Here is a 22,583-nt window from a genome sequence, read left to right on the forward strand (position 1 = left end):
GCAGTGTGCACATTGGAGACTTCTGACAACCGTTGCGCCTTTGTTTAACCTTGCCTATTATTGTTAACCAAGGTTTAAATAAGAACGCAACGTTCGATTTGTAGCGGGTACCGTGTTACGCAGCGAGGATAAAAGATGCCGATCGGGCGATTGAAGATCGTATCTGCACTACTCGTCGTGCTTTTGAGTGCAATGACGGGGACCGCTACCGCAGCGGACAAGAAGCTGAAGGTGGTAACGACCTTCACCGTGCTGGCCGAGATGGCGCAGAACGTGGCGGGGGATCATGCGGAGGTGGTGTCGATCACCAAACCCGGCGCCGAGATTCACGGCTACGAGCCGACGCCACAAGACATCGTGCGCGCCAGCGACGCCAACCTGATCCTTTGGAACGGGCTGAATCTTGAACTCTGGTTCGAGCAGTTTCTCGCCAACCTCGGCGACATACCATCGGTGACGTTGACCGAGGGGATCGATCCGATTTCGATCACTGAAGGCGCTTATGAGGGCCAGGCCAACCCGCATGCGTGGATGGGGCTCGACAATGCCATGGTCTATGTCGATAACATCGCCGCGGCGTTTTCCAAGTACGACCCAGGCAATGCCGATGCCTATAGGGCCAATGCCAAGACGTACAAGGGTGAAATCCGTGACACGATCGAACCAGTGCGCGATCGGATCGCTCAGATTGCCGAGGACAAGCGTTGGCTCGTCACCTGCGAGGGTGCCTTCAGCTATCTGGCTCGCGATTTCGGTATGAAGGAACTCTATCTCTGGCCGATGAACGCGGACCAGGTCGGCACGCCGCAGCAGGTGCGCAGTGTCATCGACGGAGTGAGGGACAACGATATCCCCGTGGTGTTCTGTGAAAGCACCGTCAATACGTCGCCTGCCGAGCAGGTCGCGCGCGAGACCGGGGCCGCCTATGGCGGCGTCCTTTATGTGGACAGTCTCAGCAAGTCGGATGGCCCGGTGCCGACGTATCTCGATCTGCTTCGTGTCACCTCGCAGACGGTGGCAGATGGACTGACGAAAAACCTGAAGCAACAGTAGCCGCAACAGGAGATCCGCTGTTGAACGCATCGACGCTGACGCAAAAGCGGACAAAACCCGAAGACATCGGCAATGGCGTTCTGGTTCGTGACGTGACGGTCACCTATCGAAACGGGCATACCGCACTGCATAACGCGAGCTTCGAGATTCCACGCGGCACCATCACGGCCCTGGTCGGTGTCAATGGCGCGGGCAAGTCGACGCTGTTCAAGGCGATCATGGGGTTCTTGCCGATCGCGAGAGGCGAAATCCGATTGCTCGACCGCAGCGTGAAAGACGCCTTGCGCGAGAATCTCGTGGCCTACGTACCACAATCCGAAGAAGTCGATTGGGCATTCCCCGTGCTGGTCGAGGACGTCGTGATGATGGGCCGCTACGGCCACATGGGTTTTCTGCGCCGACCGCGCCGCGCGGATCATGTCGCCGTCGACCAGGCGCTTGAGCGCGTGAACATGAGCGATTACCGTCATCGTCAGATCGGCGAGCTTTCCGGCGGTCAGCGCAAGCGCGTTTTCTTGGCTCGCGCCCTGGCGCAGGAAGGACGCGTGATCCTGCTCGATGAGCCTTTTACCGGCGTCGATGTGAAGACGGAAGATCAGATCGTGTCACTACTTCGCGAGCTTCGCGCGGAAGGCCATGTGATGCTGGTCTCGACCCACAATCTCGGGTCCGTGTCGGAATTCTGCGATCGGACCGTTCTGGTCAAAGGCACGGTTCTGGCCTATGGCCCGACCGAAACCACATTTACCCGCGACAACCTCGTGCTCGCCTTTGGCGGCGTCCTGCGCCATATCACCCTCGGCGGCGCCGACCTGCACGACGACGACGATCCGCGTGAAGTTCGCATCATCACCGACGATGAACGCCCTTTCGTGCAATACGGCGAGCGCAACGATACCGGGAGCGTTGCGGAGCCAACATTGGACATCACACCCAATACGACCTCGAACAAGACCAAGCAGGATCACCTCCCGGATGAAAACGACGAGGCGGGCAAGCCATGATCGACATCCTGCTCGAGCCGTTCGCCTATGGCTATATGACCAACGCCATGTGGGTGTCCGCCCTCGTCGGTGGGGTCTGCGCCTTTCTTTCGTCCTATCTCATGCTCAAGGGTTGGTCGTTGATCGGTGACGCGCTGTCCCACTCGGTGGTACCGGGGGTCGCGGGGGCCTATATCTTCGGCCTACCCTTTGCCCTTGGCGCCTTCATCGCGGGTGGGCTTGCCGCCGGTGCGATGCTGTTTCTGTCGGAGCGCTCGGGACTCAAGATCGATGTCATCATCGGGATCATCTTCACATCGTTCTTCGGGCTGGGCCTGTTCATGGTCTCGCTTAGCCCGATGGCGGTCAGCATCCAGACGATCATCATGGGCAATATCCTGGCGATCACGCCGGAAGATACCCTGCAGTTAGCGATCATCGGTATCGTCTCGCTAGCGGTCCTTCTGGCCAAGTGGAAGGATCTGATGGTCGTCTTTTTCGACGAGAACCATGCCCGTTCCATCGGCTTACGGCCCGAGGTGCTGCGGGTTGTCTTCTTCGCCCTTCTATCGGCGGCCATCGTTGCAGCGATGATCACCGTGGGGGCCTTCCTCGTCATTGCGATGGTCGTGACGCCGGGCGCCACGGCCTATCTTCTGTGCGATCGGTTTCCTCGGCTCATCATGCTATCGGTGCTGATCGGCACCCTGACCAGCTTCGTCGGCGCCTACGCGAGCTATTTCCTCGATGGCGCGACAGGCGGCATCATCGTCATGCTGCAGACACTCATCTTCCTCACCGCGTTCGTCTTTGCGCCGAAGCATGGATTGCTCGCGACGAGGCGCAAGGCGGCCAAGGCCCTGGAGCGGCCTAGCATCTACGAGCCGACTCCTGCCAAAGAGACTCATCAATGACTCTGGACACCCTGCTTCTGCCCTTTCAATTTCCGTTCATGCAGAACGCGTTCTGGATCGCGCTGTGGGTGGCGCCGCCCACGGCGCTGTTGTCCTGCTTCCTGGTCTTGAAAGGCTGGGCGCTGATGGGCGATGCGGTCAGTCATGCGACGCTTCCCGGCATCGTGCTGGCCTGGATACTTGGGCTACCGTTGATCATCGGCGCCTTCGCCGCCGGTATGACCTGCGCGCTCGCGACGGGCTACCTATCGCACAACAGCCGGGTCAAGCAGGACACGGTAATGGGGGTGGTGTTTTCCGGCATGTTCGGTCTGGGAATCGTCATGTACACCTCGATCCACACCAACGAGCATCTCGACCACGTCCTGTTCGGCAACATGCTGGGGGTCGGCCGTCAGGATCTCTGGACCTCCGGGTTGATCGCGGTTGTCGTCTCGGGCCTGCTGATCGTGAAGTGGAAGGACTTGCTCCTGCAGGCCTTCGATCCGGCCCAGGCCCAGGCCGTGGGACTGAACACCAGACTCCTGCACTATGGGCTGTTGGCGAGCCTGTCGCTAACCATCGTGGCCACTCTGAGCTCGGTTGGCCTGATTCTCGCCGTGGCGCTTCTGGTGACGCCGGGTGCCATCGCGTTTCTTGTCGTGCGCAGCTTCGCCCCCATGTTGATCGTGTCGGTCGCTGTCTGCGCGATCTCGATGCTGGTGGGTACCTATGCGTGCTTCTTCCTCGACAGCGCCCCCGCGCCAACCATCGTGCTGATCCTGACCGGAATGTTCATCCTGGCATTCGTCTACCGGTCGAGTGTCACCCGCAGGCGTTCACGGCGACTCACCGAACGTCAGTTGGCTTGATCCAAGCATTGATTATCGCTCTCAACGCTTACGTGTTATTTTGCATTTTCGCCGGTGACTGAACGAGCCCTGAATGAACGCCATTCCCAAGCACGAGCACTTCAAACGCGTACGCCAAGATCACCAGACCGAACTGGTGGAAGACTATGTCGAGGAAATCGCTCACTTGCACGCCACTCATGGCGAGGCTCGCGCCAGTGATCTTGCAGAACGCTTTGGTGTTAGCGTAGCGGCGGTATCGAAAGTCGTCACCCGGCTGAAACGCGACGGGCTAGCGATGGCCCGACCCTACCGCGGTATTTTCTTGACTGAACCGGGAGAGCAATTGGCCCAGCGGGTGGCGATACGGCATGACATCGTACTCAGAACGCTGCTGAAGCTAGGCGTCCCCGAGGATGTGGCTCGTCCTGATGCCGAAGGAATAGAGCATCATTGCAGTCCCGAAACCGTCACGGCCATGCAACGATTCCTGAAACAGCAAATTTCGTGACGTCGCCGGGTACCTTTCAAGATTCGACCTTGGGCGGCTCGACCTCGAGCTTCTGGGCGGCAATCACGGCCTGAGTACGAGAATGCACTCCCAGCTTACGCAGGATGGCGGTCACGTGTGCCTTGATGGTGGCTTCCGAGACATTCAGCTCATAGGCAATCTGCTTGTTGAGCAAGCCTTCGGTAAGCATGTTGAGCACCCGGAACTGCTGGGGTGTGAGCGAGGCGATCGCTTCGGCAAAACGCGTCTCTTCCGCGCTTGACTCCCCCAGAGTGGCGGCCAGTGCTTCGGGCAGCCAGATCTCCCCATCAAGGATTTCACCCACGGCTTGAGCGATGACCGCAAGAGACGATGACTTGGGAATAAAGCCGGACGCGCCATAATCGATAGCGCGGCGAACCACATGAGGCTCATCACTACCCGACACCACCGCGACGGGAATATCCGGCGTCTGGCCACGCAGTTGAATCAAGCCCGAAAAACCATGAGCACCCGGCATGTGAAGATCCAGCAGGATCAGATCCGCATCTGGATGGCGCGTCACTACTTCGGTGGTCGCCTCCATGGTATCCGCTTCAACAATTTCTGCCTGAGACGCAACCTGGCGCAAGGCTTGCGTCAACGCCGCGCGAAACAACGGGTGGTCATCGGCGACTATGAATTTCTGGGCAAAGGCCATTGAGTCTTCTCCGGGTCCTTGCACTGGAATAATGCGCCATTTGCCACGACGCCAACGGTGTTCACGATTCTCTTACACCATGTTACCCCATGCCGGGGCCGATTCCCAAGTACTGTGCTTCACGGATGAACATGATGAACACCTATGAAAAAACCGGCTCTTGGGAGCCGGTCTATAAGAGCGATGCGTAAGATGAACGACACGTTCAACGGTTGACGCGATTCTCGATCAGATCATCGACCACACTCGGATCCGCCAGGGTACTGGTATCGCCGAGCCCATCGGTCTCGTTGGCCGCAATCTTGCGCAGAATACGACGCATGATCTTGCCAGAGCGGGTCTTGGGCAGACTCGGGGACCATTGAATGACATCCGGCGAGGCGATGGGGCCGATATCCTTGCGCACCCATTGTACGAGCTCCTTCTTGAGCTCTTCACTGGGCTCATAGTCATCCCCCAGGGTGACATAAATGTAGATCCCCTGGCCCTTGAGATCGTGCGGATAACCGACTACCGCCGCCTCCGCCACGGCCTTGTGTGCGACCAGCGAAGATTCGATCTCGGCGGTCCCCATGCGATGACCGGAGACGTTGATGACGTCATCGACGCGCCCGGTGATCCAGTAGTAGCCGTCCTCGTCCCGGCGGCAACCATCCCCGGTGAAGTACATGCCGGCATAGGCAGAGAAATAGGTCTGAACAAAACGTTCGTGGTTCTTCCAGATGGAACGCGCCTGCCCCGGCCAGGAGTCGAGGATCACCAGATTGCCATCGGTAGCGCCTTCGAGAATCTCACCTTCGTTACTCACCAGGGCCGGCTGAACACCGAAGAAGGGTAGCGTTGCGGAACCGGGCTTGAGATCAATGGCCCCTGGCAAGGGCGAAATCATGATGCCGCCGGTCTCGGTCTGCCACCAGGTATCGACGATCGGACATTTGGAATTGCCGATCACCCGAGAAAACCATTCCCAGGCCTCCGGATTGATGGGTTCGCCCACGGAGCCGAGCACCCGCAGGCTGTCGCGTTTGCTCGAATCCATGATTTTGTCACCGTGGGCCATCAACGCCCGAATGGCAGTCGGAGAGGTGTAAAGAATCGCCACCTTGTGCTTGTCGATGATCTCTCCAAGACGACCGTGAGACGGATAGCTTGGAACCCCCTCGAACATCAGCGTCGTGGCGCCATTGGCCAATGGCCCATAGACGATATAGCTATGACCGGTGACCCAGCCCACATCGGCACTGCACCAGTAGACCTCACCCTCCTGATAATCGAAGACATACTGATGGGTCATGGCAGCCTGCAGCAGATAACCGGCGGTCGTGTGCTTGAGGCCTTTCGGCGTTCCTGTCGAACCCGAGGTATACAGGATGAACAATGGGTCTTCCGCGTTCATCGACTCCGCCGCACACTCGGTGGATTGCTGATCGACCTGCTCGTGATACCAGACATCACGGCTATCGTGCCACTCGATATCGCCGCCGGTGCGCTTGACCACCAGCACGTTCTTGACCACATCGGTGCCGTCTCGGGTCAGTGCCGCATCGACATTGTCCTTGAGGGGTACTCGCTTGCCGCCGCGCACCGATTCGTCGGCAGTGATGACCAGCCTCGACTCGGCGTCGACCACGCGCTGTGCCAAGGCATCCGGGGAGAACCCCCCAAACACCACCGAATGGATCGCCCCGATGCGCGCGCACGCGAGCATCGCCATGGCCGCCTCAGGAATCATCGGCATGTACAGGGTCACGACATCGCCCTTGCCCACGCCGAGCGCCTTGAAGGCATTGGCCAGCTGACAGGTCTGCTCATGCAACTGGCGATAGGTCAGTGTCTTGCTCTCGTTGGGATCGTCGCCTTCCCAGATGATGGCAGGCTGATCACCGCGCTTTTCCAGATGACGATCGAGACAATTGGTACTGACATTGAGCTCGCCATCCTCGAACCAGCGAATGTCGACATTGTGGGTATCGAAGGTGGTGTGCTTGATCTTGGTCGGTGCCTTGAACCACTCCAGTCCCTTTGCCTGTTCACCCCAGAACGTCTCAGGGTCCTCCACCGACTGTTGGTACATGCGCTGATACGTTTCCTTGTCGGCCCAGGCGTTGGCGGCAAACTCCTTGCGCACGGGATAGACTTTCTGCTGTTCAGTCATGTCGAGGCCTCTGTCACTTAACTGGATACCCTGATATGGGTACCTTGGGATGTGCATGAGCCAACCCGAAGTCCGAGTCGACGCTTACAATGTCCTTTCAGCATATACCCAGTCGGGGCATGGGTCCCTATTAGACCTTCGTAGAAACTTTTTATTCTTTAAATTCAACATTTTGAAATATATTTCGATGATCTACTCCGTGTTCAAGGTCAGCCTTTGTCGGCATTGACGACAAACGTAATGCTTGCCGGCATTAGCCAGGCTATGTCGACGCTCGCTGAAGTAGTGGCTTCGACAGCCGCATTCGTAGCGAAAGGGGGCCGGGCTGGCCGAACGCGTATCGAAGCAATGGGTCGCTCGCGGTTCGAGTCCATACAAACGGCGCATCACGCTGCGCCATTCACGACCATGAGGCCGCATCCGCTCGCCACCTTCGAGATGGCGGACCAGCCAATGCGCCATTTCGTGGGGAATGACGTCGACAAAGTAGGCCAGGCGATTTTCCGCCAATAACACTGGGTTGAAGCGTAGTCCTCCACGGCCGAAATGCGCCTGACCCGCGCACTTGCCGCGCAGATCCAGCCATACCTCCGGACGTGGCAGCGCCGGATAGACGTCCTGGGCAAGCTGCCAGGCAGCCTCCACACGCTGGTGTAGCCGCACATGCAACGCAGACTGATCGAGCACTGCCAGCTCGGAGGCGCTCGGAATAGGAAGTGATGGAGAATTCATTGAAATGCTAAGATGCCGTCATCGATGAAAGCGTTCACCGCGCATATTCTCTTTTCCGGGAAACAACATGCAAGAGTCCCCCTCCCTTCAGCCTCTGCTCGACGATGATGAATTGGAACGTCTCGACGATTTTCTCGACTCCGAGCGGGTCGATGCCGATGCGCTGGACATCATTTCCGCCCACGGCTTCCTGGTGGCTCTAGCGGTAGCTCCCCGAGACATCCCGTCGGCGACCTGGATCGGCGAGCTGTTCCACGGAGAGCCCGATTTCAGCAACGATACCGAACGCGATGAGATCCTCGGTCTGCTCGAGCGACTCAAGCACAACGCTATCGATGCTCTCGAGCACGGTCACCTGCCGGAGATGCCTTTCGAGCTTGAACTGGAGGGTCTCGCACCGGGAAACACTCCTGTCGGTGACTGGTGCGCAGGCTTCATGGAGGGCGTATTTCTCGACGAAAGCGCCTGGTTTCAGAGTGATGAGGAAAGTACCGCGACCTTGTTATTGCCGTTCATGGCCTTGTCGGGCCTGTTCGACGACGAACCGGACATGATCGAGCTCGTCAAGGATTCCATTCAGGCGGAACGCCTCGTGCAACAACTGCCGGAACTGGTGCTCGATCTGTACCTGCATTTCCGTGTGCCCCCGGAGGCCCCCAAACCCATCCCGCGCAAGAAGCGTCCTGCTGGCAGGGACGGCAGGCAGCGGCGTTGAACTTACAATCCTAACGAAGCCGGGTGGCCCAGGCATCCAAGGTGCCAAAGATGCCTTCACGAAGACGCTGCCACCAGGGACGACGTGCCCACTGCTGCGGCAATATCTCCTGGCTGCGCAGAAAGCACCGCTCGAACAGTGTCGCGATCTGATCGGCGAACGCTTCATCCTGGACCTCCTGATTCGCCTCCAGATTCCATTGCAGGCTCCAATGATCGAAGTTGCAGGAGCCCACGCTGATCCACTCATCCGCCAGGGAAAACTTGGCATGGATGAACGCCGGCTGATATTCGAAGATCCGTACACCCGCGCGCAGCAGTCGGCCATAGAAGCGCTGTCCTGCATAGCGTATTCCTGGATGGTCATGGCTCTCGCCCGGCAGCAGCAAACGCACGTCAACACCCCGCCGCGCCGCTCGAGCCAGGCGCCGCCGTAGGCTCAGAGTGGGCACGAAATAGGGTGTACAGACCCAGATGCGGTGACGCGCCCTGGACACCTGCTGATGCAATGAAAAGCGGATGGCTTGATAACGGTAGCCCTGACCCCACACCACCCGTCCGCGCATACCGCCTTGAACCTCGGGTGAGGCCTTCACTACTTCCTGCCGAGCTGGGTGAGCGCTCCTATAGTGCGCCGGGCAACTATCCGCATCGCCACGGGTGAGCGAGGAGTTCCACAGACGCAGGAACAATCCGACCCAGTCCTCCACGACCGGCCCTTCTATACGTAGCGCAATCTCGAACCAGGCCTCGAGAAATTCATCCGTGGCACCAAAGCCACCCGTGAAGGCCATCCGCTCATCGACCACCAACAACTTGCGATGATCCCGCGTCAGGTTCTTGCTCAGCCCCCGCCAGGCGAGCGGATTGAAAAAGCGTAGTATCACCCCGGCATCACGCAGGCGCTGACGATCCTGTTGATTCAGGTACATGGCACCGAAACCATCGAGCATCAGCCGCACGATGACACCACGGCTCGCTGCCCGGCTCAAGGCATCGATCACCCGTTGCGTCAGCCGCCCGGATTCCATCAGATAGAGTTCGAGCATGATCGAGACCCGCGCACCGTCGACCGCAGACTGCATGGCGGGCAGATAACATCGGCTTCCGGGCAACAGCTCGAAGCGGTTACCGCCCTGCCAGGCGCTACGCCTTCTCTTGTTGCGCATTGCCATCTTCACCAAACTTTCGTCTCCCGGAGCGGTTGCCAGACGATATTCCTCGAACATCGCGTCAACTGGTTATACTGTCGCCCCATTTCCACTGTCGCCCGGGGCGGTCTTGCTGAATTTTCTGCGTTCTCTCGTTCATTACCCATTGCGACGCCTGCTTGCCTGGTGGGTCACGCTGCGTCTGGTGGAACCCGCTCCTGAAGCGCTCGGACTCGACCACGACACGCCGATCATCTACGTACTGCCACAGCCCGCGCTGACAGACATGCTCCTGCTGGAAACCTTCTGTCGCCACCACGACCTGCCCCTGCCAGATAAACGCTGGCACCTGGGCGGACAAAGCATGACAAGCAGTATCACCTTGACGCCGTTGAAACGCCGGTTATGGCAGCGCTCGGTCCTTGGCAAGCGTCCAGGTCGAACGCCTTTCGTCGAACTGGTCGGACTGCTCGAGACCTGCACGCCCCAGGAGCAAGAGGTGCAACTGGTGCCGGTGAGCGTGTTCTGGGGTCGCGCCCCGGGCAAGACCTTTGGCTTGTGGAAGCTGCTGGCCGCCGATAGCTGGCAGTTTACGGGGCGTCTGAAGCGACTGCTATCGGTGCTTATCAACGGCCAGAATGTCGAACTCTATCTCGGCCATCCGCTGTTGTTGCGCGAGTTGATGGATGCCCGCCCACCGGAAATAGTGGGACGCAAGGTCTCGAGACTGCTCCGGGTACATTTTCGGCGTATCCGCACGCGGGTACTGGGGCCGGATCTGTCGCATCGTCATACCCTGATCCAGGGCGTCGTCACTAGCCCAGCCATTCAACAGGCCATCGCCGCTCAGGCCGAGCCCGGTTCACGCACCCATCGCCGCCTGGAACGACGTGCTCGACGCTACGGATACGAGATCGCCTCCAACATGAGCTATCCGGTCCTGCGTTTCATGGATCAACTGCTGCATCGGCTGTGGAATCAACTCTATGCCGGCGTGCGGGTACAAGGGCTCGAACGCGCCAAGGCGCTCGCCGGCGATCACACCTTGATCTATGTCCCCTGCCATCGCAGCCATATCGATTACCTGCTGCTTTCCTATGTGCTTTATCGCGAGGGGTTGTCGCCACCGCAGGTGGCGGCAGGGCGCAATCTGGACATGCCGCTCGTGGGGCCACTACTGCGTCGCGGCGGCGCTTTCTTTCTGCGCCGCAGTTTCAAGGGCAACCGGCTCTACTCGGCGGTGTTCAACGAGTATCTGCACCGGCTGCTGTCCCGGGGACATCCGGTGGAATACTTCATCGAAGGCGGTCGCTCCCGTAGTGGACGCCAACTCGCTCCCAAGCCCGGCATGCTGGCAATGACCCTGCGTTCCTATCTGCGCGACACCCGGCAGGAGTTGACCTTCGTACCGGTCCATATCGGCTACGAGAAGGTTCTGGAAAGCGCCAGCTATCTCAAGGAGCTACGCGGCGGACACAAGAAGAAGGAGTCGCCGTTCGATCTATTGCGAGTGCTCGGTCAGTTGCGTCAGCCCTTTGGTCAAGTGTCGGTGACGATCGGGGAACCACTCACGCTCGGCACTTTTCTGAATACCAACGTCCCCCAGTGGCATCGATCGCAGGAGACTCATCCAGCTTGGCTGACCCAGGCCGTCACGGCGCTAGGTCGCAGCTTGAGCGAGAGAATCAATCGCGTGGCGACGCTCAATGCGGTCAACCTGGTGGCATTGGTCATACTCGCCACCTCACATCGTGTCATTGAAGCCCGGCTACTGAAGGAACAAATGGCACTGCTGGTCGACCTCCGGCGTCAGGAGCCGAGCACCGACTACAATCTCCCCCCAGGAGAGCCGGATCAGTGGCTCGAAGAAGCGGAGTGGCTAGGCTTCGTCGAACGCCGTGGACATGCGCTGGGCGAGCTGGTTCTTGCGAATCAGCAGCAAGCCACGCTGCTGACCTGGTATCGCAACACCGTATTGCATCTGTTTGCCATACCCGCCCTGGTCGCGTTTGCCTTCCGCAACAACGCCTGTTTCGAGCGCTCTGCATTGCACGAATTGCTAGCGCCGGCCTGGCCCCTGATCGGTCGTGAGCTGTTCATCTCGCTACCAAAGGACTTTGCTAGCGCCCTCGACGAGACCCTCGGCATCCTGACACGGCAGGGCCTGCTGCAGCGTCAGGGCGATAAGTGGCGCCGCCCTCCCGGCTTCGAGGCGAACAGCGAGCGTTTGCACCTCCTCGGTCGCCTGATCCAGCCCGCACTGGAGCGCGACTATCTATTGCTGGCGACGCTGCTGCGTTATCCCAGCGGCAGCCTGACCCGGGAATCCCTGGAGGAACACAGTCGGCAACTAGCCGAGCGCCTGGCGCTACTCTCCGGGCTCAACGCCCCGGAGTTCTTCGACCCTGCGCTTTTCCGGGGCCTGCTCGATGTGCTCGTGGAACAGGGCTGGCTGTGGCAGGAACAGGAACGACTGTGTTTCAGCGAAGCCCTGGAAGTCGCACAGCAACGTCGCCGAACACTCTTCGACCCGGCGTTGCGACATCGGCTACAGCAGATCACTCGGAGCCCCGATGAGGGCCTCGCCGTCACCAAAGGCAGCGCTGAATAAATCGACGAGCGGATTTATTCAGCGTTTACTTGAGTGCGCGGTGTACATACAGATCGTAACGACTGGTCTTGCCTTCGATGATATGCGCCGGCTTGGGTCCGGCAATGGACGGCGCCAGACGTGGACGCTTGACCACCACTCGATGTGTCGCCACCGCCAGCGCGGCTTCGAGCAGCTGCGACGCGTCGTCATCGTCACCGGCCAGCTCGCGAAAGAGTCGCATCTCCTTCTTGACCAGGGCGGACTTGCTGCGGTGAGGAAACATCGGATCGAGGTGAACGACCTGTGGTTCGAAGTCCGCCTCGGAAACCACTCTGGCCAATTCACTTGTCGCATCGGCTCGAACGAGCCTTAGCTGCGCAGCAATGATCTGAACCTCGTCGTGGTCCATGGCGCGCTGCAAGGCATCCTCGAGCAGCGCAAAGATCGCCGGCGAGCGCTCGAGCATCAGCACCTCGGCCCCCAGGCTGGCCAGTACGAAGGCATCGCGCCCCAACCCGGCGGTGGCATCGACGATGTGCGGCGTTACGCCCTTGCTCAGCCCACAGGCCTTGGCCAACAGCTGACCGCGCCCACCGCCGAACCGCCGCCGGTGATCCACCTTGCCGGAAACGAAATCCACCACCAACGGTTTGCCATACACATCGGGATTTCCGGCGAGGGCCAACCCCTGCTGCGTCGCGATAAGCGCCAATCCCTCCCGCGGCGGCGTTGCGCTCCAGGGCAGGCCTAATCGCTCGGCCAGATCCTGCAACGCTTCACCTACCACGACGATGGCAGCGTTCATGCCACCCAGAGCAGCAGCAATATCGTTCCCAGGATCAGACGATAGATCACGAAGGGCAACATGCCGATGCGATCGAGGGCGGCAAGAAACAGCTTGATGCATACGAGCGCGGCAGCGAAGGAAAGGACGGCCCCTATCAATACGTCATCAATGGCAGCGTCGCTCCCCGCCTGGGCAAGCTCGATCCCCTTGAGTGTGCCTGCCGCAAGGATCAGCGGAATCGATAGCAGAAACGAGAAGCGCGCCGAGCTCAGGCGATCGAATCCCAATATCAGTGCCGCGGTGATGGTGATGCCCGAACGCGAGGTGCCAGGAATCAGTGCCAGCGCCTGAAACAGCCCGATGATGAGTGCTGCCTTGAAAGTCAGGCTGAGCAGGTCGCGATTGCGAGCCCCTCGTGCATCGGCCCACCATAGCAGCAAACCGAAACCCAGGGTGGTGATGGCAATGACCAGGGAGGAGCGTAGCGACGTTTCGATCAGATCATTGAACAGTGCCCCGGCGACCACCGCGGGCAGCGTCGCCAGCAATACCATCCACCCAAGGCGACTGGATTGGGTCTGGCGGGATGCCAACGTCCCGGAGCCGGCAAACTGACAGAACCAGCCCTTGAGGATATCGATCACCTCCCGGCGAAAGGCCAGTATGACTGCCGCCAGGGTGCCGACATGCACGGCGACATCGAAGGCCAGCCCCTGGTCAGGCCAGCCCAGAATCTGGGAGGGCAGGATCAAGTGTGCCGAAGAAGAAATGGGTAGAAATTCGGTCAGGCCTTGAATCAGGGCCAGCGCCACCAGCTGTAGCCAATCCATCTATGAATCCTGTGGTAATTGAACATGCACGGCATCAGCCGCGTTTGGAGGCCACCTGATCCCGTAGATAAACAGGGATCACCTCATGGGCCGGACGACCCTCCTCGGCATCAAAGGCCCTGGCCGCCAGCCTGACCATCTCGTCGGCGGCGGGTTGCAGATCGGGAAAACGCTGGTTGAGCCCGGCCTTGACCAGCGTCGGCATGGATTCCCACAAAGCCCATCCCGAGCCGACACCACACCAGTCGACATCCTGCGGCGCATCGGGCAGTTCTAGCGACTGAGGCGACATCACCGCCTCATCCATCAGCGGCGTCACGTGATCATCGCGGCAATGGTAGGCCGCCACATAGATCTCGTTCATGCGGGCATCAAGGGCGGAAATGACGTGGCGCAGGTGATAGCGCCGGTGGGCCGAGAGCGCCAACGCTGCAAGCGTCGACACCCCGATCAATGGCCGCTCCAGGGCAAACGCCAGGCCTTGAGCCACCCCGGCGGCAATACGCAAGCCAGTGAAGGAGCCCGGCCCCTGCCCATAGGCCAGCGCGTCCAGATCGTTGTGGGATAGCTGCGCCTCGGCCAGCACGTCATCGATCATCGGCATCAATCGACGGGTATGTTCCCGCGGTGTCAGCGCAAAACGGGAAAACACCTCTCCATCGCGCCACACTGCACAGGAGCAAGCGCTCGAGGAAGCATCAAGAGCCAGCAGCGTCGCCATGTGCGTTCACCGTCGAGAAATTGAGCGCGCATTATACGACTAGCGTCGACATGGCAAAACCCGCACCTTCAAACAGGCTGGCCCGGGGCATCCCCCTGGACCAATCTGCTGTCCGTGTGAATATTAGTCCTGCAGCGCTTCGAGGATCTTGTTGCGGATGGTATCGACGCTGCCGGTTCCTTCGACACGATGATACGCAGGCGCCGTCGCGGGTTCCTGCTGCGCCCAGTCGCGATAGTAATCGACCAGGGGCTTGGTCTGTTCATGATAGACCGCCAGACGATTGCGCACCGTCGATTCGCGATCATCATCCCGCTGGATCAGGGCTTCGCCGGTGACATCGTCCTTGCCATCTTCCTTGGCGGGACTGTACTCAACGTGATAGACCCGCCCCGAATTCGGATGAACCCGGCGGCCTGCCAGGCGCTTGACGATCTCCTCGTCATCGACGGCAATTTCCAATACATGATCGAGCTTGACCTGAGCTTCCTTCATGGCATCGGCCTGCGGGATCGTGCGAGGGAAGCCATCGAACAGGAACCCATTGGCGCAATCGGGTTCGCTGATACGTTCCTTGACCAGCGCAATGATGATGTCGTCGGACACCAGCCCACCACTGGTCATGATCTCCTTGACCTTGCGACCCAACTCGCTGCCTTCCTTGACTGCAGCACGCAGCATGTCCCCGGTGGAAATCTGAGGAATACCGAAATGTTCGCAGATGAACTGGGCCTGGGTGCCCTTCCCGGCGCCGGGGGGCCCTAACAGAATCAAACGCATCAGTGCTGCTCCTTGGGTTTTCGAGTCTTGAATTGTTACCAAAGTAACATTGAATCCGACGATACTCGGAGCCAAACGGCCAGACAAGCGCACTATCGTCGCAGGGCAGCCTATGTTACCTACTGTAGCGCTCAGCCTCGTATCTGCCATTAACACTTTGGTCTGGCCAGGATAGCGGGAAGTCGGACACTGTCATCAAAAAAGGCGGCCTCAAGGGCCGCCTTGGTCGGTCATCGCCGACGCTTAGAGCAGCAGGCGTCGAATGTCGCTCAGTAGCTGGCCGAGCAATGCGGTGAAACGCGCCGCGTCGGCACCATTGACCGCCCGGTGATCGTAGGACAGGCACAGCGGCATCATCAGGCGCGGGCTGAACTCCTGCCCATTCCATACCGGCTCCATCTGGGATTTGGAAACACCCAGGATGGCTACCTCCGGTGCGTTGACGATCGGCGTAAACGCATTACCGCCGATCGAGCCCAGACTGGAGATCGTGAAGCAACCACCCTGCATCTCCTCACGCTTGAGCTTCTTGGACTGCGCCTTCTTGGCCAGCTCCACGGACTCCTTGGCCAGGTCGATCAGCGACTTCTTGTCCGCATCACGGATGACCGGCACCATCAGACCGTTCGGTGTATCCACGGCCACCCCGATATGCACATACTTCTTCCAGATCAGCTTGTCGCCATCCGGGTGCAGGCTGACATTGAACTGTGGATATTGGCGCAGAGCAAACGCGCAGGCCTTGATCAAAAACGGCAGTGGCGTGAGCTTGGCGCCCTGAGCTTCCGCTTCGGCCTTCATCGACTTGCGGAAGGCTTCAAGCTCAGTGATATCGGCCTTGTCGAACTGTGTCACATGGGGCACGTTCAGCCAACTGCGGTGCAGATTGTCGGCACCAAGCTTGAGCAGGCGTCCCATCGGCTGTTCTTCGACTTCGCCGAATTGACTGAAGTCCACCGCAGGAATCGGCGGAATACCCGCGCTGCCGGTGGATGCCGCCGCACCGGCTGTCGGCGCCTCGCCTTGGCCCTTCATCACCTGCTTGACATAGGCGTGAACGTCTTCCTTGAGCACTCGCTCCTTGGGACCACTGGGCTTGACCTTGGCCAGATCGACACCTAGCTCCCGCGCCAGCATGCGCACCGCCGGCCCCGCATGGACCAATTTGCCCTCCCGCGGCTTGTAGTCGGCCATTTGCGCTTCGGGGCTGGGAGAAGAGGACTGCGTCTGCTTGGGTTTCTCGTCGGTCTTCTGTGGTTGCCCAGATGATTTCTCTGATTTGGCTGTTTTCTGCTCGGACTGCTCGGCTTTTTTCGGCTTGTCCTGCTTGGGCTTGGCTTTCTTGCCCTCGGAGGCCACTTCCATGTAGCCGATCAGATCGCCCTCGGAGACCGTGTCACCTTCCTTGACCGACAGCTCGACGAGCTTGCCCTTGTAGGGGCTGGGCACGTCCATGGAGGCCTTATCGGACTCCAGGGTGATCAGCGGATCTTCCTTATCGATCTCATCGCCCTCGGCGGCCGCCATTTCGATGATGGGCACGTTCTCGCTGCCGCTGAGATCCGGCACCCGAATCTCCTTGCGCTCCGGCTCACCGTCGGCTTCTTCTTCGTCCTGTTCGGCGTCATCCCCTGCGGAAGAATCATCACCACTGTCTGCTGACGACTCCTGGGTCTCTTCCTCGGCATCCTCTTCATCGCCTTCGGCACCGTCATCGGCGATTTCCATGGTACCGATGACGTCGCCTTCCGAGACCTTGTCGCCTTCCTTGATCGCCAGGGACACCAGCTTACCGCTATAGGGGCTGGGCACATCCATGGAGGCCTTGTCGGATTCCAGGGTGATCAGCGGATCTTCCTCGCTGATCTCGTCCCCTTCGGCCACCGCAATCTCGATGATCTCCACGTCGGTGCTGTCGCCGATATCCGGTACCTTGACCTCGACGGTGCGTTTGCCACCAGCAGAGGACTTTTGCTTCTTGGATGGCTTATCGTCTGCCTTGGGTTCCTGCTCGACATCCGGCTCACCAGAGGATTCTTCATCGCTCTTTTCTTCCGCTTGCTCGGTGTCGGCATCACCCCCGCCTTCAACTTCGAGCTCGAGGATATCGTCACCTTCGGAGACGGTATCGCCCTCCTTGACCAGCACCTTGACGACCTTGCCCCCCTTGGGCGCCGGTACGTCCATGCTGGCCTTGTCGGATTCCAGGGTGATCATGGTGTCCTCGGGCTCGATGACATCGCCTTCGGACACCGCAATCTCGATGATTTCGACATCGGAGCTGTCGCCGATATCGGGAACTTTGATGATTTCGCTACTCAAGGTCGCGCTCCTTTCTAATCGTGCTCACCGTTAGTGCAACTCCTGTGCGGGACGGTCGGACCACCTTGTCTTCCAGCGTAGCCCGTCCGGCCAGGGCGATCACTCGCCCCTCACGAAACCAACGGGTTGGGCTTGTTGGGGTCGATGCCATACTTCTTGAGAGCATCCGCCACGACCTTGCGCTCGATCTCGCCACGCTCGGCCAGTGCCTTGAGTGCCGCCACGGTAATGAAATAGCGATCGACTTCGAAGAAGTAACGTAGCTTCTCGCGAGTATCGGAGCGGCCATAGCCATCGGTACCGAGCACGTGATAATCGGTGGGCACCCAGGCACGAACCTGATCGGAAAACAGTTTCATGTAATCCGTGGAGGCAATGGCTGGTCCCTTGCGCCCTTCCAGGCACCGCGTAATGTGCGGCTTACCCGGCTCGTCTTCGGGCTTGAGGAAGGCCTGACGATCGACTTCCAGGGCCTCACGGCGCAGCTCATTGAAGCTGGTCACGCTCCAGATATCGGAACCGACGCCATACTCTTCCTTGAGTATTTCTGCCGCGGCTTCGACCTCGCGGAGAATGACACCGCTACCCATCAGCTGTACGTGACCCTTGCCTTTCTTGCCCGCCACTTCGCGCAGCAGGTACATGCCCTTGATGATGTCCTGTTCGGTCCCCTCCTGCATCTCGGGATGCTGGTAATTCTCATTCATCAAGGTGATGTAGTAGAAACAGTTCTCCTTGTCCTGATACATCCTCTTCAGGCCATCCTGGACAATCACCGCCACCTCGTGACCGTAGGTCGGGTCGTAGCTGCGGCAGTTGGGAATGGTCGACGCCAGAATATGGCTATGGCCATCCTGGTGCTGCAGCCCCTCACCATTGAGCGGCGTACGCCCAGCGGTGCCGCCCATCATGAACCCCCTCGCCTGCATGTCGCCGGCGGCCCAGGCCAGATCGCCGATACGCTGGAAGCCGAACATCGAATAGTAGATGTAGAACGGCAGCAGCGGCAGATGATGATTGGCATAAGAGGTCGCCGCAGCGATCCAGGCGGACATGGCCCCCGCTTCGGTGATGCCTTCCTCGAGTATCTGACCGGCCTTGTCCTCGCGGTAGTACATGATCTGGCCAGCATCCATCGGTTCGTACTTCTGGCCTTCGGCGGTGTAGATGCCGAGCTGGCGGAACATGCCTTCCATGCCAAAGGTACGCGCTTCATCGGGGATGATGGGCACGACCTGCTTGCCGAAGGTCTTGTTCTTGACCAGGCCGTTCAGAATGCGCACGAAGGACATGGTGGTGGAAACTTCTCGATCCCCGGAGCCCTTGGTCTGAGTGGCGAACATCTTGTCGTCGAGCCCGGGGATCTCGATGGCCTCGAAATCGCTCTGGCGGGCCGGCAGATAGCCACCCAACTCTTCGCGGCGCATGTGCATGTACTTGATTTCCGGGGCGTCGTCCGCCGGCTTGTAATACGGCATCTCCCCGCTATCAAGCTGCTCATCGGTGATCGGGATACTGAAACGATCGCGGAATTTCTTCAGCGCCTCGGTATCCATCGACTTGATCTGGTGGGCTTCCATGTCGGCTTCGCCGGAGCCGCCGCCCATGCCATAGCCTTTTACGGTGTGGGCCAGCACCACGGTGGGACGACCGTTGGCATTGTTGAATGCCTCGTGATAGGCCGCATAGACCTTGTGGGGATCGTGACCGCCGCGATTGAGCTTCCAGATATCCTCATCGCTCAGGTCGTCGACCATGGCCTTGGTCTCGGGATACTTACCGAAGAAATTCTCGCGAGTATAGGCGCCGCCCTGGGCCTTGCAGTTCTGGTACTCGCCATCGACGGTTTCGTCCATCAGCTTTTGCAGCACGCCCTTCTTGTCCTGTTCGAACAAGGGGTCCCAGAGACGCCCCCAGACCACCTTGATGACATTCCAGCCGGCGCCACGGAAGATTCCTTCGAGCTCGTCCATGATCCGAGAGTTACCGCGAACCGGGCCGTCGAGGCGCTGCAGGTTGCAGTTGACGACGAAGATCAGGTTGTCGAGCTTTTCGCGGCTCGCCAGGTGCAGAGCACCCAGAGATTCCGGTTCGTCACACTCGCCGTCACCCAGGAAGGCCCAAACCTTGCGATTCTGCATCGGTTTCAGGTCGCGTGCGTTCAGATACTTCATGACGTGAGCCTGATAGATAGCCATGATCGGCCCGAGACCCATGGAAACGGTGGGGAATTGCCAATAATCCGGCATCAGCCAGGGATGGGGGTATGAAGACAAGCCATCACCGTCGACTTCCTGCCTGAACTTGTCCATCTGCTCCTGGGTGAGACGGCCTTCCAGAAAGGAACGCGCATAGATACCTGGAGAGCTATGACCCTGGATATAGATCAGATCGCCTTTGAAGTCGCCGTGGGGGGCACGGAAAAAGTGGTTGAAACCTACTTCGTAAAGAGTCGCGCTGGACATGTAGCTGGCCAGGTGGCCGCCCAGCCCAGGATGCTTCTTGTTGCTGCGAATAACCTGGGCCGCCATGTTCCAACGAATCAGCGAACGAATGCGCCGCTCCATGAACATGTCTCCGGGCAGCCGCGCCTCGCGATGCACCGGAATACTGTTGCGATGTGGAGTCGTCACCGAGAAGGGTACTTTCACGCCGTCGCGACGCATTCGGTCGGCCAGCCGGCTCATCAGGTACTGGGCACGTTCCTCGCCTTCGTGATCCAGTACCGACTCCAGGGAATCCAACCATTCCGTGGTTTCGATCGGATCGAAATCCTCTCTTGCCTCCAGACTCATAGATGTCTCTCCGAATGACGATGTGATGTCGATCTTGCCCTTCGCGGTGCCGAAAAGGACCAGTAAAACTCATGATTTGACGCCTGCTGCCAAGCGCTTCGAAAACACCATGTAATTTATTTACAAATGCACACCATAAATATGGATATGGGTCAGGAAGATACCGTAAACCCGCGTCGCTGCCAATTGAAACCACCATGAAAATTATTTCCACAAAAATTATTGCATAGCAACATTAAGAGCTTGCGAATTCCCATCGCTCACTTACCATCCTCCAGAATTCCTGTAGTGACACTACAAAATGCTTGTAACTGTTTAAGACACTGATGCAGATATTGCCAGTCGAAAGCGGGGCCAGGATCACTCTTACGCAGCGGTGCGATCCGCGCATGACCGGTGATACGTGCTCGCGTGATGGCCGGATAGGTACTCATCAAAGCATGGATCACCCGGCTCAGACTCCGATACTGTTCCTCACTGTAGGAATGAATTTCGTCGCCCTCCAACTCTACGCCGATGCTGAAGTCGTTGAGTCCGCTGCGCGACCGATGACCGTCTCGCCATCGTGATCGCCCCGCATGCCATGCACGCTTGTCGAAGGGCACGAATTGCACCAATTCACCATCTCGACGAATCAATAGATGTGCCGAAACTTTTAAACCCTCGAGGTTAGCAAAGTAGGTATGCGCCGAAAGATCAAGGGAATTGGTGAACAGATGTTCGATGGCATCCCCCCCGAAGTGCCCCGGCGGCAGGCTGATGGAGTGCAGAACCAGCACCGAAATCTCGTGATCGGGTCGATCATTGAAGTTAGGCGACGCTATATGTCTTACGTCCTGTAACCAGTGCGCCTCGATCCTCATGATGGGACTCCCCTGACGAATTCTGGTGGCTTTCTTTATACTAGGGGCCATTGTCGCATAGGAAACGCTGAAGAAATCGCCGAGTGGTTCAAGCACAAGGCGCCCGGAGCGCAGGAACCGGAGTTTACTTTAGTCAATGAGGATTCTGACCGGGCTGGCGTACCAACACCGCGCACAAATTCGTCAGGAACGAATTTGAACAGCCGTTAGGCTGGCCCAGAGGGTGGCCGCCACGGGAGGCGGTCATAGCGCCGTGATTGAGACACGCAGGCATTTATTTGGTGTTTTTCATACACGAGGATATGCCATGCACTACCATGAAGCCCTCGCCGAAGATATTCGCATCAGTGCCGCGCGCCTGTTGGCGGAGGATGTCGGCCCTGGCGATATCACCGCGCAGCTGATTCCCGAACGCCAGTGGGCGACGGCTCAGGTCATTTCCCGAGAGGACGCAGTACTTTGCGGGGTCGCCTGGGTCGATGAACTGTTTCGCCGTCTCGATCAGCGGGTCAAGCTGACCTGGCATGCCGCGGATGGCGATGCGATCAGCACCGACCAGGTCTTTCTGGAACTGGAGGGTCCGGCACGCAGCCTGCTGACCGGCGAGCGCGCCGCCCTCAATCTGCTGCAGACGCTATCGGGCACCGCAACCCGGGCTCGTCACTACCTTCAGTGCCTCGCCGCCAGTGGCGTACGATTGCTGGATACGCGCAAGACGCTACCCGGGCTGCGTCTGGCACAGAAATACGCCGTCACCTGCGGTGGTGGCTATAATCATCGCATTGGCTTGTACGACGCCTTCCTGATCAAGGAGAACCATATCGCTGCCTGCGGCAGCATTGCCGCCGCGGTCAAGGAAGCGCGCAACATCGCGCGGGATCTGCCGGTGGAGGTGGAGGTAGAAAATCTCGGTGAACTGGATCAGGCCCTCGAGGCCCAGGCCGATATCGTGATGCTCGACAACTTCTCGCTGGAAGATTTACGCCAGGCGGTGAGCATTACCGCCAAGCGGGCCACCCTTGAGGCGTCGGGCAATGTGAGCGAGACGACCTTGGAGGCCATTGCCGCCACCGGCGTGGATTGCATCTCGATCGGAGCACTGACCAAGGACGTCAAGGCCATCGATTTGTCGATGCGGGTGACTCAAGTCGATTCCCGCTAGCCGCTCCC

Annotated in this window: 19 protein-coding genes; 8 read left to right on the forward strand and 11 right to left on the reverse strand. The window is 59.1% G+C overall.

Translation table 11 applies throughout. The features are described 5' to 3' along the window. Positions 1 to 135 precede the first annotated feature (135 nt). The 5 genes from ACPF7Z_RS00725 (at position 136) to mntR (ending at position 4,291) form a co-directional block, all read left to right on the forward strand. Entirely contained in the window at positions 136 to 1,053 is a 918-nt protein-coding gene (locus tag ACPF7Z_RS00725) for a metal ABC transporter substrate-binding protein (RefSeq protein WP_425191235.1), read from the forward strand. Between the two features lie 20 nt (positions 1,054 to 1,073). Beyond that, on the forward strand, positions 1,074 to 2,057 hold the full coding sequence (locus tag ACPF7Z_RS00730) for a manganese/iron ABC transporter ATP-binding protein (RefSeq protein ID WP_425191236.1): 984 nt from the start codon (positions 1,074 to 1,076) through the stop codon (positions 2,055 to 2,057). After that, complete coding sequence (locus tag ACPF7Z_RS00735; protein ID WP_425191237.1) at positions 2,054 to 2,950, forward strand: metal ABC transporter permease; 897 nt, start codon at positions 2,054 to 2,056, stop codon at positions 2,948 to 2,950. Before ACPF7Z_RS00730 ends, ACPF7Z_RS00735 begins: the two co-directional genes overlap by 4 nt. Then, a complete protein-coding gene (locus tag ACPF7Z_RS00740; protein ID WP_425191238.1) occupies positions 2,947 to 3,801 on the forward strand; it encodes a metal ABC transporter permease in 855 nt (284 codons plus the stop codon). The genes ACPF7Z_RS00735 and ACPF7Z_RS00740 overlap by 4 nt, the downstream gene beginning before the upstream one ends. Before the next feature lie 73 nt (positions 3,802 to 3,874). Beyond that, positions 3,875 to 4,291 carry a manganese-binding transcriptional regulator MntR gene (gene mntR / locus ACPF7Z_RS00745; RefSeq protein ID WP_425191239.1) on the forward strand — a complete coding sequence of 139 codons (417 nt, stop codon included), beginning with the start codon at positions 3,875 to 3,877 and terminating at the stop codon, positions 4,289 to 4,291. A gap of 16 nt (positions 4,292 to 4,307) precedes the next feature. Here the strand turns inward: mntR and ACPF7Z_RS00750 are convergent, their stop codons facing one another. From ACPF7Z_RS00750 to ACPF7Z_RS00760, 3 genes are all read right to left on the reverse strand, one after another. Continuing rightward, positions 4,308 to 4,970 carry a response regulator gene (locus ACPF7Z_RS00750; protein WP_425191240.1) on the reverse strand — a complete coding sequence of 221 codons (663 nt, stop codon included), beginning with the start codon at positions 4,968 to 4,970 and terminating at the stop codon, positions 4,308 to 4,310. A gap of 205 nt (positions 4,971 to 5,175) precedes the next feature. Further along, positions 5,176 to 7,125: an acetate--CoA ligase gene (acs, locus tag ACPF7Z_RS00755; protein ID WP_425191241.1), complete on the reverse strand. Its 1,950-nt coding sequence runs from the start codon at positions 7,123 to 7,125 to the stop codon at positions 5,176 to 5,178. 192 nt (positions 7,126 to 7,317) lie between these two features. Further along, entirely contained in the window at positions 7,318 to 7,857 is a 540-nt protein-coding gene (locus ACPF7Z_RS00760) for a SprT-like domain-containing protein (RefSeq protein WP_425191242.1), read from the reverse strand. 67 nt (positions 7,858 to 7,924) lie between these two features. Between ACPF7Z_RS00760 and ACPF7Z_RS00765 the strand changes: the two genes are divergently transcribed. Continuing rightward, a complete protein-coding gene (locus ACPF7Z_RS00765; protein ID WP_425191243.1) occupies positions 7,925 to 8,572 on the forward strand; it encodes a YecA family protein in 648 nt (215 codons plus the stop codon). Positions 8,573 to 8,582: 10 nt separating this feature from the next. Here ACPF7Z_RS00765 and ACPF7Z_RS00770 read toward each other — a convergent pair whose 3' ends face one another. After that, a complete protein-coding gene (locus tag ACPF7Z_RS00770; RefSeq protein WP_425191244.1) occupies positions 8,583 to 9,740 on the reverse strand; it encodes a phospholipase D-like domain-containing protein in 1,158 nt (385 codons plus the stop codon). A 112-nt stretch (positions 9,741 to 9,852) separates the two neighbouring features. Here ACPF7Z_RS00770 and plsB point away from each other — a divergent pair, with 112 nt between their 5' ends. Continuing rightward, a complete protein-coding gene (gene plsB, locus ACPF7Z_RS00775; RefSeq protein ID WP_425191245.1) occupies positions 9,853 to 12,333 on the forward strand; it encodes a glycerol-3-phosphate 1-O-acyltransferase PlsB in 2,481 nt (826 codons plus the stop codon). A gap of 25 nt (positions 12,334 to 12,358) precedes the next feature. On the opposite strand, the gene ACPF7Z_RS00780 is transcribed toward plsB, so the two are convergent. The 7 genes from ACPF7Z_RS00780 to ampD form a co-directional block, all read right to left on the reverse strand. After that, entirely contained in the window at positions 12,359 to 13,120 is a 762-nt protein-coding gene (locus tag ACPF7Z_RS00780) for a class I SAM-dependent methyltransferase (protein ID WP_425191246.1), read from the reverse strand. Beyond that, entirely contained in the window at positions 13,117 to 13,932 is an 816-nt protein-coding gene (locus ACPF7Z_RS00785; RefSeq protein WP_425191247.1) for an undecaprenyl-diphosphate phosphatase, read from the reverse strand. Before ACPF7Z_RS00785 ends, ACPF7Z_RS00780 begins: the two co-directional genes overlap by 4 nt. A gap of 34 nt (positions 13,933 to 13,966) precedes the next feature. Next, positions 13,967 to 14,653 carry a tRNA (adenosine(37)-N6)-threonylcarbamoyltransferase complex dimerization subunit type 1 TsaB gene (gene tsaB / locus ACPF7Z_RS00790; protein WP_425191248.1) on the reverse strand — a complete coding sequence of 229 codons (687 nt, stop codon included), beginning with the start codon at positions 14,651 to 14,653 and terminating at the stop codon, positions 13,967 to 13,969. Positions 14,654 to 14,776: 123 nt separating this feature from the next. Beyond that, entirely contained in the window at positions 14,777 to 15,433 is a 657-nt protein-coding gene (gene adk, locus ACPF7Z_RS00795; RefSeq protein ID WP_425191249.1) for an adenylate kinase, read from the reverse strand. Between the two features lie 243 nt (positions 15,434 to 15,676). Beyond that, on the reverse strand, positions 15,677 to 17,755 hold the full coding sequence (gene aceF, locus ACPF7Z_RS00800; RefSeq protein WP_425191250.1) for a pyruvate dehydrogenase complex dihydrolipoyllysine-residue acetyltransferase: 2,079 nt from the start codon (positions 17,753 to 17,755) through the stop codon (positions 15,677 to 15,679). Positions 17,756 to 17,865: 110 nt separating this feature from the next. After that, on the reverse strand, positions 17,866 to 20,550 hold the full coding sequence (gene aceE / locus ACPF7Z_RS00805) for a pyruvate dehydrogenase (acetyl-transferring), homodimeric type (RefSeq protein WP_425191251.1): 2,685 nt from the start codon (positions 20,548 to 20,550) through the stop codon (positions 17,866 to 17,868). A gap of 260 nt (positions 20,551 to 20,810) precedes the next feature. Next, positions 20,811 to 21,413, reverse strand: a complete 603-nt coding sequence (ampD, locus tag ACPF7Z_RS00810) for a 1,6-anhydro-N-acetylmuramyl-L-alanine amidase AmpD (protein WP_425191252.1) — start codon at positions 21,411 to 21,413, stop codon at positions 20,811 to 20,813. 307 nt (positions 21,414 to 21,720) lie between these two features. On the opposite strand from ampD, the gene nadC reads away from it, so the two are divergent. Then, positions 21,721 to 22,575, forward strand: a complete 855-nt coding sequence (gene nadC, locus ACPF7Z_RS00815; RefSeq protein WP_425191253.1) for a carboxylating nicotinate-nucleotide diphosphorylase — start codon at positions 21,721 to 21,723, stop codon at positions 22,573 to 22,575. Positions 22,576 to 22,583: the final 8 nt, after the last annotated feature.

Origin of the sequence: Halomonas sp. GXIMD04776, from assembly GCF_049808615.1 — a bacterium.
Classification (GTDB): domain Bacteria; phylum Pseudomonadota; class Gammaproteobacteria; order Pseudomonadales; family Halomonadaceae; genus Modicisalibacter.